Here is a 13,910-nt window from a genome sequence, read left to right on the forward strand (position 1 = left end):
GGCCGGTGTTCAGAGACGTCGCGCGACGATCTCCAGGTACTCGGCAGGTGTGTCCGTCACCTCAGGATTTCCAGAGACATTGTGCTCTTCCTGGAGGCGGACGAGGTCTGCGAGCAAAGCCTTCTGGCCGATCACGTCGAGCGACTCGAAGGCCTTCCTCGTAGGACCATAGTACTCACGGAAGAAGTCCACGGTCTCCCTTGGTGAGAACGGGTAGCGAAGGTGCGTTGTCCGCCGTGTCATGCGAAGCAATCCGATGCCGTTGAAGAGACGATCACGTACGATGGACTCAGTGCCCCATTCCAAAGGCGATGGGGTGGAGATGGGCGGGGGCGGCAGATGCCTGCGGAAAACCTGGAACATGTGACCGATGAATCCTTCCTGTGTCCAGCAGGCCAGGGCGATGACGCCGCCGGGCTTTGTAACGCGCAACATCTCCTGAACCACCTTGCGAGGCTGCGGTGCAAACATCACGCCGAACATGCTGATCACCGCGTCGAAGCTGTTCGCGACGTAAGGGAGATCCTCCACATCGCCTTCCATGTAGTTGATGTTAAGTCCCAGATGGCTGGCGCGGTGTCGTGCTTGGGCGATGAGGTTCGATGCGATGTCAATTCCGCTGGTTTTGCAACCGAGTTGGGCGGCAATCACCGCGAGGTTGCCAGTGCCGCAGGCAGCGTCCAGCACGGTCATGCTGGAGGTGAGCGGTAGACGGGACATGAACTCTTCCGCGGCGAGTTCGTTGTACTGGGCGACGACGCCGAAGTTCCCGCTCTCCCAGGCGGTCTTTTGCTGGGCTTTGACGGAGGCGATGATGGAGGAGGGGGTGATTAGATTTGCGTGCATTTGCTGTGGTGGTGGATTCAAGGGACTAGGAGGACGAAGATGGGCGTGCCGGTGCTTCGCGCAGGAGAGTGCGCACATCTGCAAGCACCAGGCGCAGGTCGAGCGTGCCGCTGCTGTAGATGTTCCGGATGCGCCCCTCGCGGTCGATGAGGTAGACACGCAGGGTGTGATTGAGCGGGCCAGCGGGATCGGCGGGATTTTTCTTAACACTCACGGCCTGATCGTAAGCCTTGAGGATAGGCTCCAGTGCGGCGGGAGACGCGGTGGTGAGGAACCTCCAGGGCGAACCCTGCTTGCGACCAGCCATGACCTTCGCGTACTCCGCCATGCGCTGGGGCGTATCCGCCACAGGGTCGAAGCTCATGCTGACAAGACCCACGTCTTTTGCGAGCTCCGCATCTGTGGTGCTGATGCGGTGGAGTTCATTCAGGATTCCGGTGGCATAGGGGCAGGCGGTGGCATCGGCGCAGCGCGTGTAGATGAAGCTCATCACGGTGACGCGTCCTTTGAAGGCTTCGCCAAGTCGCAAGCTGTGTCCCCTGGAGTCCAACACTTCACCGTCCGCGGCCTCTTTCACCACGGGGAGAGTGTAGGTCCCGGGCTGGGGCGCTTCATAGTCTCGCCAGGGGCTGCGCTTGAGCAGGGGAGAGGGCTCCGGATCGGCAGGCTGCACGTGAAGCAGTGCCACCAGGCTGGCCAGACCAACAAGGTACAGCTGAAAGGTATTCATAGTACAGAATGATGCAATATGATATGAACCGGCGCAGAGCCCATGAGGTGACTCCGCGCCAGCGGGTCGCAGTCGCGTCAGTTGCCCACTTTGGTGGAGCCGAAGAGCATGTGGTGGGGGCGCCCCAATTTCAGCTCGGTGAAGTCCAGCTCGAACTTCTTGGTGAGTTGCCGGCCATCCCAGGTGAAGCCCTTCACGAATTGCTCATTGGCCGTGCCTTCCTTGTCCCACTTCGCAAGGAGGGAGCTGCTGAAGTAGAGTCGCTTTCCGTCCCAGCTTTGGGACACCATGTTGAGCTGGCGGCCAATCTGGTTCTCGTGGATCAGCATGGGATGATGCGGATTGGAGACGTCGTAGGCACGGCAGGTGCCATCGGCGAAGGAGTCCACAAAGAGTGTCTTGTCATCCGCGCTCAGACTGATGTCCACTGGGATGACGCCGCCCTTCGGGTCACCGACGTGTGCCACTTCCTTGGCCTGCCAGTTGCCCTTTTCGTCTTCGTAGAAGAGCCAGATTTTCGAAGTCAGCGCCGTCGCGGTGAAGGCATAGTTGTGCTTTTCACCCCAGGCCCAGCGAATTTCCAGGGGCGCGCCCGGCACGGCGAAGACCTTCTTCGGCTGGCGGGTGTGGAAGTCCCACTGCACCATCGTGCCACCGAAGCGCTTCATGGCCTCTGGATCCGCGGCCACCTTGGGGAAGGCGGTCATGTAGTTGTCCAGGCCGGTGAAGGAAGTGGTAAGCAGCACATTCTTCCGTGGCAGCACGCGCGCATCATAGCCATAGCCATCAGCGAGTTCGGCGTTCTCAACGCCACGCATATCCCTGGGGGAAGGGATCCAGTGCGTGGTGATGTACTGCGCATCATTGGTGTATTCCACCAGCGCCGTACGGCCGGTTTTGTCCTGCGCATTGGAGAGGCAGGGAATGAGCACGCGACCGGGCAGGGCATACACACCATGCGGGCCGAGCGCACCGCCGCTCTTCTCCACAAGGTCATCGATACTCTTCACGAACTTCGGCTTCGCGGGATCCGTGTGCACGTCGTAGATGAAGATGCGGCTGCTCTCCAAACCGGAGAGCCAGAGCTGGCGGCGGTCATCAGTGAAACCACCGTGGTGCGCTTCATTCCGGCTGCCGAGAGAGTGGGTGTGGATGACCTTGCCATAGGTCGGCGAGCCGGGTTTCACATCGATGGTTACCAGCTTGTCGGAGCCGTCTCCGAGTCCCTCCTCCCCGAGAGTCCAGACGTAAACGAATTCCTCCTGCCCTTCGATGCGGGCGAGGTAGGGGGAGGAGCAGGTCTCATCCGCGGTCGCCGGTGTGGCGGAGGCGAGGGTGAGCAGTGCGGCAGCAAAAAGGCCACTGCGGGAGAAACACCAAGTGCGGTTCAACATAAAATCTGTTGCGTGGTTTCTGTATGGTCCCATGCGCGGCAGGGTGCTGGCATGGATGCAGGTCTTTATTGCCAGAGCCGTGCCAGAAAGTGATGCCGCGAGCTAAGTGGCTGGTGCTCTGGTGGTGACGCTGATCTCGGGAATTTCCTCAGCGCTCGCGAGATTTCGCGAATCACGGGAATCCGTGACCTCACTCGCGAAAATCCGGGAATGCGAGTCGAAGTTCAGCTCGACCGCTTCTCCTGCTCTCCGTGGCGGAGTACACCCAGAGCCTTCATGCGTGAGCTGAAGGTGGAAGCTGGAACGCCCAGCAACTGCGCGGCACCGCTTGCTCCGGAGATTTTTCCGCCGCACGCATCAAGGGCGCGGCGCAGATTCTCCCGTTCCAGGGCCTCGAGTTCTTCGATGGTGAGAATGCGTGGCTTGTCTGTCGATTCTGTTTCAGGTTCGTTATCAGGAAATGATACACCCGCCACGGGCAGGGCACGCGTCAGGTTCACCCGCGTGCCATGGGTGAGGATGATGGCGCGCTCGATGACGTTTTGCAGTTCACGAATGTTTCCCGGCCAGTCGTAGCTTGCGAGCCGGTGCAGGTCTTCGCGATGCAGTGGATCGAGCTGCCGTCCCATGCGTTCGGAGAAGCGCTGCATGAAGGCATTCGCCAGCAGCACCACGTCATCGCCGCGTTCACGTAGAGGTGGCACCATGATGGGGAAGACATGCAGCCGGTAGTAGAGGTCCTCGCGAAAGGTTCCCTCCTTCACCATCTCGGCGAGATCGCGATTGGTGGCTGCAACGACGCGGACATCCACCTTCTTCGTCTTTGTACTGCCCAGCGGTTCGAATTCTCCTTCCTGCAGCACGCGCAGCAGCTTCGCCTGCAGGTCCAGTGGCAGCTCACCCACTTCATCCAGGAAGATGGTGCCATCATCGGCGAGGCTGAAGCGGCCCTCGCGCTTCGTCACGGCTCCGGTGAAGGCGCCTTTCTCGTGGCCGAAGAATTCGCTCTCCATGAGCGAGGCTGGAATCGCGGCACAGTTCACACGCACGAGCGGCTTGGTCTTGCGCGTGCTGGCGGCGTGAATGGCTTCCGCGACCAGCTCCTTCCCGGTGCCGGTCTCCCCATGAATCAACACCGTGGCATCGGTCACGGCCACCTGCTTGATGGCCGCACGCACTTCCAGCATGGAGCGGCTCGCGCCAATCAATTCACCCAGCACGGAGTCTTGCGCGCGCTCTCCGCGCAGGTATTCCCGCTCCGCTGCGAGCAGGGCAATCTGACGCTCAGCGGTGAGGCGGTCATCCACATTGCGCAAGATGAGGGTGTAGAAGGGTCCACCTTGATTCTCGAAGCAGGACAGCGTCGCCTCAGCAGGGAATCGCGTCCGGTCTGCGCGCAGTACGGTGAGTTGCGAGGGAATCCACAGGTGCCGGGCGTCATGAGGCATGCCGGTGAGTTCGTTTGTGCAGTTCGCGATGAGCTTGGCGCTCTCGCCGGCGAGGAACCATTTTGAGTCTTGTCCGATGAGCGCCTCTGCCGAGTATCCCGTGAGACGTTCTGCTGCAGGATTCACGCGCACAATGCGCAGCGTGGCATCCAGCACCACCACACCATCCATCACGCTTTGCAGAAGCGCGGACACCTGCTCTTCACGACCTCGCAGTTCGCGCTCGGTGCGCAGGCGGCGCAGTTCCGCAGCGGCGCGGGCGGCGAAGATTTCAAACAGGGAGATGATACGGGGATCTGATGGCAGCGGCTTGGTGTCCATGACCGCCAGGTGTCCCATGATCTCTCCACGTGCATCGAAGAGAGGTACACCGAGATAGCTTACGATGTTGAACGAACGCAGGTCAGGTTCCTGTGGGTAGATCTCCACAATGCGATCCGGATAGTGCACCAGTTTGCGTTCCGTCAGCACGGCTTCACAGGGTGTTCCCGGCACATCATGTTCATAGGAGTCCAGATGCTTGTCCCCAAGCCAGAAGGCGAGCGCTCGCAGGCGGTTGGTCTCTGGCAGGTATTCTGTGACCCAGGCGCCGTTGGTTTGCACCGCTGCTGCCAGATTCCGGACGAGTGCGCGGAAAAACTCCGTGCCTGTTTCGGACACGGTACCCTCCACGATGAGACGCAGGGCAGCCTCCTCGCTCAAGCTGGCGGTTTTTTTCTTCACCGGGGTCAAGATGCCCCCACGGGACGCCGGCGCAATCGCTCTTTCACCCGAGCACCAGACGCGCCGCCGCGAGGAGGGCGAAGCCAAAGATGACCCACTCGAAGACACGCTGTGACATGACTTTCACCAACCTCCAACCGAGCACCGCTCCAAGAATGACCGCAGGCAGCAGCACCAGATTGGTCAGCAGAGAGGTGGGATGGATCAGTCCAATGTTGGCGCTGAAGGGCACCTTCACCAGATTGATGAAGAGGAAAAATCGCGTGAACACCCCGAGGTATTCGCTCTTCTCAAAGCGCTGGGCGAGCAGATAGACCGTCATCACCGGACCGGCGGCATTCGCCAGCATGGTGGCGACGCCCGCCGCGACGCCGAGGAACCAGGTGAAGACCTGATGTTTGTGCAGTTCCTTGAGTTGATCCCGCTTCCAGTCGAGCAGCAGTTTGAGCGCGAGCAGGGCGAGGATGAGCCAGCCGATGACGAGACGCGCGAGGTGATTGTCCAGCTTGTCCAGCAGCCACCATCCGATGACCACACCGATGAGCGCAGGCGGTACCAGGGGAATGATCTGCCGCCACTTCCCGCCACCACGCAGGAGGAAGTAGCCCATGAAATCCGCCGAAATGAGGAGGGGCAGCACGATGCCGGTGGATGCCTTGGCGCCAAAGGCCTCTGCAAAAAGCAGCACACTCACGAGCCCGCAGCCGCTGAGGCCTGCCTTCGCCATGCCGATGCAGAGTGCACCCAGGGCGGCGAGCATGAAGGCCTGCTGCGTATCAATGAGGGTGTACTGCGAGAGCCAGTCGGACATCGAGAGAAATGGTGGCGGTCTCAGACGGTTTCAATCTCGATGCCCAGGTTCTCGATGGCCGTGCGTGCCTGCTCCGGCAAACCCTGGTCCGTGATGATGGTGTGCACAGTAGTCAGTGGGGCCACGCGGATGAAGCCGGCGGCGTCCCACTTGCTGGAGTCCATGAGCAAGGTCACGCGCCGGGAGCACTGGATCATGGCGCGCTTGATTTGGGCGATTTCGATATTCGTATCCGTGAGGCCGTGCTCAAGGTCGGCGGCCTGCGCACCTAGGAAGAGCTGGTCGATCACCAGATGGCGCATCATGTCCTCTGCCATGGGGCCTAGTGTGCTGCCGGAGTCACGGCCCACCGTGCCGCCGAGCATGATGACACGTGCGTCCGTGGCTGCGGCTGCGGTGTGGGCGACGTTCAATGCATTGGTCACGATGGTAAGGCCGTTCGTGCCGGTGAGGTGGCGCACCATTTCCACCACCGTCGTCCCAGCATCAAGGAGGATGGCTTCGCCCGGCTTCACGCGATGGGCAGCAGCGGTGGCGATACGTCGCTTTGCATCCACGCTCAGCCGGGAGCGCTGCTCCATGCCCGGCAGCGTGCTCACGGAGCGGGTATGGGCGGCGGGGAGAGCGCCGCCGCGGTCGCGGACAATGCGGCCCTCACGCTCCAAATGGTCCAGGTCCGTGCGGATGGTCACCTCCGAAACGCGGAAGCGCCCGGCCAGCTCCACCACACGCACAGAGCCGCGCTCATTGGCCAAATCCACAATCTGGCTGCGGCGTTGCAACGTCATGGGGGTGGCGTCTCCGGCCGAAGCGGAGGGTTTTGCAGACTTTCCTTTGGGGCGACTCATGGAAGGTATCGAAGGTTAAACGAAAGAAACCGCAAGGTCCATTGCGGATTAAATCGAAAGTTTTCGAAAGTTAAATCTCGACATTTTTCGAAAAATTTCGCAGACTTTCGTTAATTCACGAAATTAACCATGAAAATCGTCGCCCTCACTTCCTGCCCCACGGGGATTGCGCACACCTTCCTGGCAGCGGAGGCCCTGAAGAAGACGGCACAGGTCATGGGGCATGCCATGCAGGTGGAAACGCAAGGTGCTAGCGGCGCGGGTGATGTGCTGACAGATGAGACGATCGCAGCGGCGGACGTGGTGATTCTCGCCACGGACATTCGCGTGGATACGAGCCGCTTCGTCGGGAAGCCAACGGTGGAGGTTCCGGTGAGTGAGGCCATCCGTGACACTCGTCGCGTGATTGAGCAGGCGATTGCCAAGGTGCCAACACAGGAAGTGGCTGTTTCGGTGGCAGCACCAACACCCGCACCTGCGCCAGCGGCTCTGGCGGCCATTCCTCCAGCGCCCGCGGGCACCAAGCGCATCGTGGCCATCACGTCCTGTCCCACGGGCATTGCGCACACCTTCATGGCAGCGGAGGCACTGCAGAAGGCGGCGAAGGCGCTTGGCTATGAGATCAAGGTGGAGACACAGGGCTCCGTGGGCGCGAAGAACAAGCTCACGTCCGAAGACATCGCCGCGGCGGATGCCGTGGTGGTGGCTGCGGAGACGAAGGTGGATACCGCGCCCTTCACTGGGAAGCGCCTCTTCATGACGAGCACGAAGCATGCGATGCATAGCGGACGTGAGGTAATCGAGATGGCGCTGAAAAAACCCGAAGCGGCTGCGGGTGGGATGAATCTTGCCTCCAGTGTGGAAGCTGCGAAGGCAGCACGGTCTGCGGCTCGTACGGGTCCATACAAGCATCTCATGACGGGGGTGTCGTACATGCTGCCCATCGTGATCGCGGGTGGCCTGGCCATTGCGCTCGCGTTCGCTTTCGGGGGAATCTATGCCGGTGATCAAAAAGGCACGCTCGCGGCGGCACTGAGCCAGATCGGCGGAGGTGCGGCCTTTCATTTGTTTGTGGCGGTGCTTTCGGGATTCATAGCGTTTTCCATCGCGGACCGTCCCGGCATCGCTCCGGGGATGGTGGGCGGATTGCTGGCGCAGAATCTCGGGGCGGGTTTCTTGGGCGGCATCGCTTCAGGATTTCTTGCGGGCTATCTCACGAAGTTCCTCGCGGATAAGATCAAACTGCCGACCACGCTGGAGGGATTGAAGCCGGTGCTCATCCTGCCGTTCCTCTCGACGGTGCTGGTGGGGTTGGCGATGATCTATGTCATCGCACCGCCGGTGCAGGGCATCCTCACGGCCATGACGGATTGGTTGAACGGCATGCGCGGCACGAATGCGGCACTGCTAGGCATCATCCTCGGGTCCATGATGGCTTTCGACATGGGCGGCCCGGTGAACAAGGCGGCATACACCTTCGCGGTTGGTCTGCTCGCGAGCAAGGTGTACACGCCGATGGCAGCCGTGATGGCCGCAGGCATGACGCCTCCGCTGGGATTGGCGCTTGCGTCGTTCCTCTTCAAGAACCGCTTCGATGCGGATGAACGCAGTGCGAGCGCACCTGCTCTGGTGCTTGGGCTGTCGTTCATCACGGAGGGCGCGATACCCTTTGCGGCGAAGGACCCGCTGCGGGTGATTCCAGCGCTTATCCTCGGGTCCGCCACGGCGGGAGCCATTTCGATGATGAGCAATGTGCAGTTCCTCGTGCCGCACGGTGGCATCTTCGCGGCCATCATTCCCGGTGCGGTGACGCATCTGCTCGCCTACCTCGTGGCCATCGTGGCCGGCACGGTCGTAACGGCGGGTGCCATCTTCTTTCTCAAGAAACCCATCGCAGCATGAGCGCCCGCATCTTGCCACCACTGTCATCCTGCACCCTTCCTGCCGCCATGATTTCCCTCACCTCTGAGAATGTCCGTCTGCGCGTGAGTGCGAAGACGAAGGAAGACGCCATCCGTGCCGCGGGCCAGGTGCTCGTGGAGAGCGGCTGCATCGAGCCCGGTTATGTGGAGAGCATGCTCGGTCGAGAGCGCCAGGCGAATACGTATCTCAACCACGGCATCGCCATTCCGCATGGCATGCCGCAGGACCGCGAGCTCATCAAGAAGACCAGTGTGTGCGTGGTGCAGATCCCGGAGGGTGTGATATGGAATGATGGAACCACTGCATACCTCGTCGTGGGCATCGCGGCGAAGTCGGATGAGCACCTGGGCGTGCTCGCGGCGCTTACGGATGTGCTCGATGATCCAGCGGCCGCGCACCGTCTCGCAACCACCATGCAGGGAAGTGACATCGTGGATGCGCTGAACAGAAAACAGCCCAAGGGCGTGGCCACACAGGAGCTGGTGGATGGTGAGCAACTCGAAGTGACCATCATCGGCCAGGCGGGATTGCATGCGCGACCGGCCACCACGTTCGCTTCGGTCGCGGGTGAGTTTGAGTCGAATGTGCGGGTGAAGTTTGGTGGCAAGGTGGCGAATGGAAAGGCCATGGCTTCCCTGCTGAAGCTCGGCGTGCCCGGTGGTGGGCGCATGGTGATTCAAGCTTCCGGACCCGATCAGACCAAAGCGCTGGAGGCATTGCGCGATGCCGTGGCTGCGGGATTGGATGACCTGCCCGATGAACATGCCATCGCACCCGCTGCCAATGCGCAGGTTTGGACACCCGCATCGCAGGGCAGGTCCATCGCCGGTGTTTGTGCGTCCCCCGGACTGGCCATTGGTCGTTTGCACATTTTTCAGGCCACGGTGTTGCAGGTGGTGGAGCTGGGAAAGGGTGAAGAGCTGGAGCGTCGCGAACTCGCTGGTGCGCTGGATACGGCAAAGCAGCAGCTTGAGGAAATCTACGACGCCGTGAGTGCACGCAGTGGCAAGGGGAATGCCGCCATCTTCCGCGCGCATCAGGCCATGATCCAGGATGATGAGCTGCTCAACGAAGTGAAGCTGCGCATCGAGACCGGCAAGAGCGCCGCATGGGCCTGGCAGACGGGCATTGAGCGCCGTGTGGTGGAGATGCGCGGCATCGCGGATGAGCACATCGCTGCACGTGCCGTGGATCTGCATGATGTAGGTCAGCGGGTGCTGCGCCTGCTGGCCGGAGCCGAGCATGCGGAAGCCTCGCTGCCGGATGAGCCGGTGATTCTCGTGGCGGATGACCTCACGCCCTCGGACACTGCCAAGCTGGATCCGCGCAAGGTGCTGGGTCTCTGTACGGCCTCCGGTGGTCCCACATCACACACAGCCATCATTGCGCGCTCGCTGGACATTCCTGCTGTGGTAGGAGCGGGGCCTGCGGTGCTGGAGCAGAAGGCGGGCATCACGTGTGTGCTCGATGGCAGTGCAGGTCTGCTCTACGTGGAGCCAAGTCAGGAGGACTTGGAATCCGCCAGGGCCTTCCAGCAAGACCTGCGTGTACGTCGGGATGTGGAAAACGAAAATCGCTACCAACCTGCCATTCTGACGGATGGACATCGCGTGGAAGTCGTGGCGAACATCGGCAAGGTGGCCGAAGCGGCGGCGGCGGTGGAAGCGGGAGCGGAAGGCATCGGCCTGCTGCGCACGGAATTCTTCTTCCTGGATCGCGAAGCGCCCCCCACGGAGGAGGAGCAGTACCAAGCTTACACCGAAATGGTGCGCGCACTCAACGGGCTGCCCCTCATCATCCGCACGCTCGACATCGGTGGAGACAAGGTGCTGCCATATCTCACGCTGCCGGAGGAGGAGAATCCCTTTCTGGGCGTACGCGGCATCCGCCTGTGCCTGCGTCGTCCGGACCTCTTCATTCCACAACTGCGTGCCATCTATCGAGCGGCACAACATGGCCCGGTGAAGATCATGTTCCCCATGATTGCGACGCTGGAGGACTTCCATGCGGCACGTGAAGCTGCGGAGAAGGTGCGAGCGGAACTCGGTGCCGCGCCGGTGGAGATGGGCATCATGGTGGAGGTGCCATCCACCGTGGTGATGGCTGCAGAGTTTGCAAAGGAGGTGGACTTCTTCTCCATTGGCACGAACGACCTCACGCAGTACACACTCGCCATGGATCGCCTGCATCCCGCGCTGGCAAAGCATGTGGATGGCCTGCATCCCGCGGTACTGCGCCTCATCGATCTCACGGTGAAAGCCGCAACGAAGGAGGGCAAGTGGGTGGGCGTATGTGGTGGCGTGGCGGGTGATCCACTGGGTGCCAGCATCCTCACGGGACTCGGTGTGGCGGAACTGAGCATGTCTCTTCCGAGCGTGGCTGCGGTGAAAGCGCGATTGCGTGACCTGTCATTGCCCGCCGCCGAGAATCTCGCACGCATGGCGCTCAAGTGTTCCACCGCGGAGCAGGTGCGTGCGCTGCAGCCTGCGTGATTTTCTCAAAGAACCTTCACCTACACCTGCACTGACCATGTCTGGCCTGGAAGTAGTCACCCTCACCCTGAATCCCGCGGTGGATTGCACGGTAACCATTCCCGGTTTTGCCGCTGGGGCGGTGAATCGCGTCAGGTCGATGCAGCATCGTGCGGGCGGGAAGGGTGTGAATGTCGCGCTTGCACTTGCGGGCATGGGGCATCGCGTGGCCGTCACTGGGTTTTTGGGAGAAGAGAATCGCATCTTGTTCGACCAGGCATTTCGTGAGTCTCAAGTCGCGGACTACTTTGTGCATCTCGCTGGCAGCACGCGTGTGGGCATCAAGATTGTGGACGTCGAGAAGAACCAGACGACGGACATCAACTTCCCAGGGCTGATGCCTCCGAGCAATGCCATGAGGCTTCTCCGCTCGGGCATGGAGCAGCTGGGGGCTTCATGGTTTGTCCTCTCCGGCAGTCTTCCGGAGGGCATGGATGTCGCCATCTACCAGTCGCTCATCCGTTCGCTGCGCCAGCGTGGTTGCAAGGTGGCTCTGGATACCAGTGGCACGCCGCTGCGCCATGCGCTTGAGGCTGGGCCGCAGATTATCAAGCCGAATATCGAGGAACTCTCAACGTTGATGGGAGCCAGGCTGGATACACGGGAACAAGTGGCGACTGCCGCTCGTGACATCCTCCAGCAACACGGCGTGGAGCTGGTGGTGGTCTCCATGGGCGCGGAGGGCGCGCTCTTCGTCACCGCCAACGAATGCCTCACAGCAGTGCCACCAACCATGGAAGTGCGCAGCACGGTGGGCGCGGGCGATGCGATGGTGGCGGGCATCATCTCTGGGGCGCTGCGCGGTCTTTCTCTCGCGGATCAAGCGCGACTCGCCACCGCCTCTTCCATGCGGGTGCTCGCCAGAAATTCCAACAGTGCCCATACGGTTCCGGATCTCGAACCTCTCATGTCCAAGGTCATGATCACCTGATGCCGTTCTCTCCGGGCGGCGCCTGACGGCCGGCCCTGCAGGCAGAGACCTGCGCTCCTTCCTTCGGGCTCATCTGCCCGTCCATCGCTTCACCGGCAGCACGTCGGTGCCGGGGATTCTCATGCCCATTTCCCATTTATCACAGCAACAACATCCAGCCCACTTCCTGTCTTTATGAAACACATCTGCACATTGCTCACCAGCTTCTTCTTCGCGACCGTGTTGGTTGCGGGAGAGCCTTCCACCTCGACTGCCATCAGCACTGCACCGCCGCCACCTCCTCGATGGCAGGACCAGAAGTACGCCACGGGTGACTGGGGCGGTCTGCGCACTTCACTCAAGGATTCCGGGCTCACCATCGACTCCTACTATGTGATCAATGCCGCCGGCAACGTGAGCGGCGGCTTTGATCAAGGCGCGGAGTTTGCGGACAATTTTTATCTCGGTCTGCTTTTTGACCTGGAGACGATGATGGACTGGGACGGCGCGACCTTCCTCATCAGCACCGTGAATCGCTCCGGACGCAGCATCACCAAGGAGTATGTGGGCAGCCAGTTCGACTCCATGCAGGTGGTCGGTGGCCAGACCATCTTCCTGTACCAGGTGGCCTTTGAGCAGAAGTTTGCGGATGACAAGGCGTCCATCCGCATTGGCAGATTCGGTGCGTCGGACGACTTCAACACATCGCCACTCTACGGTTACTACATGAGCAATGCGTTCGATGGGAATCTGCGCGCGGTGCTTTTCAATACGCAGTTCTCCGCGTATCCCTTTGCCACGTGGGCCGCACGCCTGCGGTTGGATCCCACCCCGGAGACGAATTTCCAGTTCGGCATCTTCCAGGCGCAGGATGATGTGTTTGATCGTGACAAGCACGGCGTGGATTTCCAATTCGAATCTGGCGATGGCGTGTGGATGGTCACGCAGCTGGGGTGGACGCCGACCTTCGGAGGAGACAAGGAGACCGGACTACCTGGGCACTACTGGGTGGGTGCGTACTACTCACCTTGGGATGGCTTCAGCCAGTTCAAGAGCGCGGAGAAGACCGATGGCTCGTACGGCTTCTACATTCATGCGGACCAGATGGTGTATCGCGAACAGGCTGGCAGTGACCAGGGACTCGTGCTGTGGAGTGCCTTCACGCATGACCCGAATGAGAATATCGCCATCATGCCGTGGCAGCTCAATGTGGGTGCGGTGTACACGGGTCTGATTCCCGGCCGTGATGCGGACAACCTCATCTTCGGCATGGCCTACGGTGTCTTTAGCGATGACTACGCCGATATGGTGGAAGCACGCGGTGATGGACGGCCCGGCTATGAGATGGTGCTGGAGGCGGCGTATCGGTATCAGCTTACCAAGTTCTCCTACATCCAGCCGGGCGTGCAGTATGTGGTGCGTCCGGGCGGCACAGGGAAGATTGGCGATGCCTTTGTGCTGGGCGTGCAGATGGGGATCACGTTTTAGATGTGAAGCACGTGAAGATTGTGGTTGGACGTTTAGCGGGTGCGTGGCGAGGCCGGAGATTTGGAGTGCTGGAGCTTGCTCCAGCTTTTGGGAGCAGAGCTTGCTCTGCGTGAAGTTACCCATGGATGCGCCAAGCGTTGGAGGATGGTTGTGCTGCCTCTGGCTTCACGGCAGCAAGCTGCCTGCGGAAAGCTGGAGCAAGCTCCAGCACTTGTATGTTCCATTTGTCTGTTGGTCTGCCGGTGATGAACTGGTAGA

The 13,910-nt window shown here is 60.9% G+C and carries 10 protein-coding genes; 4 read left to right on the plus strand and 6 right to left on the minus strand.

All coding sequences use genetic code 11. The features are described from left to right. Nucleotides 1-9: 9 nt before the first annotated feature. The 6 genes from DES53_RS24310 to DES53_RS24335 form a co-directional block, all read right to left on the minus strand. The gene (locus DES53_RS24310; RefSeq protein WP_113960926.1) at nucleotides 10-846 is read right to left on the minus strand and encodes a class I SAM-dependent methyltransferase; all 837 of its coding nucleotides are present in this window, start codon (nucleotides 844-846) and stop codon (nucleotides 10-12) included. A gap of 25 nt (nucleotides 847-871) precedes the next feature. Next, entirely contained in the window at nucleotides 872-1,576 is a 705-nt protein-coding gene (locus DES53_RS24315) for an SCO family protein (protein ID WP_113960927.1), read from the minus strand. Between the two features lie 77 nt (nucleotides 1,577-1,653). Then, on the minus strand, nucleotides 1,654-2,970 hold the full coding sequence (gene mtoX / locus DES53_RS24320) for a methanethiol oxidase (protein ID WP_113960928.1): 1,317 nt from the start codon (nucleotides 2,968-2,970) through the stop codon (nucleotides 1,654-1,656). A gap of 224 nt (nucleotides 2,971-3,194) precedes the next feature. Then, complete coding sequence (locus DES53_RS24325; protein WP_211325665.1) at nucleotides 3,195-5,141, minus strand: sigma-54-dependent Fis family transcriptional regulator; 1,947 nt, start codon at nucleotides 5,139-5,141, stop codon at nucleotides 3,195-3,197. A 43-nt stretch (nucleotides 5,142-5,184) separates the two neighbouring features. Then, entirely contained in the window at nucleotides 5,185-5,952 is a 768-nt protein-coding gene (locus DES53_RS24330) for a sulfite exporter TauE/SafE family protein (RefSeq protein WP_113960929.1), read from the minus strand. Between the two features lie 20 nt (nucleotides 5,953-5,972). After that, on the minus strand, nucleotides 5,973-6,800 hold the full coding sequence (locus DES53_RS24335; protein ID WP_245958252.1) for a DeoR/GlpR family DNA-binding transcription regulator: 828 nt from the start codon (nucleotides 6,798-6,800) through the stop codon (nucleotides 5,973-5,975). Nucleotides 6,801-6,929: 129 nt separating this feature from the next. Between DES53_RS24335 and DES53_RS24340 the strand changes: the two genes are divergently transcribed. From DES53_RS24340 to DES53_RS24355, 4 genes are all read left to right on the plus strand, one after another. After that, nucleotides 6,930-8,702: a PTS fructose-like transporter subunit IIB gene (locus DES53_RS24340; RefSeq protein WP_113960931.1), complete on the plus strand. Its 1,773-nt coding sequence runs from the start codon at nucleotides 6,930-6,932 to the stop codon at nucleotides 8,700-8,702. A 47-nt stretch (nucleotides 8,703-8,749) separates the two neighbouring features. Next, nucleotides 8,750-11,215, plus strand: coding sequence for a phosphoenolpyruvate--protein phosphotransferase (gene ptsP, locus DES53_RS24345; protein ID WP_113960949.1), 2,466 nt, complete (start codon nucleotides 8,750-8,752; stop codon nucleotides 11,213-11,215). A gap of 37 nt (nucleotides 11,216-11,252) precedes the next feature. Further along, nucleotides 11,253-12,185 carry a 1-phosphofructokinase gene (gene pfkB / locus DES53_RS24350; protein WP_113960932.1) on the plus strand — a complete coding sequence of 311 codons (933 nt, stop codon included), beginning with the start codon at nucleotides 11,253-11,255 and terminating at the stop codon, nucleotides 12,183-12,185. A 174-nt stretch (nucleotides 12,186-12,359) separates the two neighbouring features. Then, on the plus strand, nucleotides 12,360-13,652 hold the full coding sequence (locus DES53_RS24355; protein WP_113960933.1) for a carbohydrate porin: 1,293 nt from the start codon (nucleotides 12,360-12,362) through the stop codon (nucleotides 13,650-13,652). Nucleotides 13,653-13,910 lie beyond the last annotated feature (258 nt).

Source organism: Roseimicrobium gellanilyticum (assembly GCF_003315205.1).
Taxonomy (GTDB): domain Bacteria; phylum Verrucomicrobiota; class Verrucomicrobiia; order Verrucomicrobiales; family Verrucomicrobiaceae; genus Roseimicrobium; species Roseimicrobium gellanilyticum.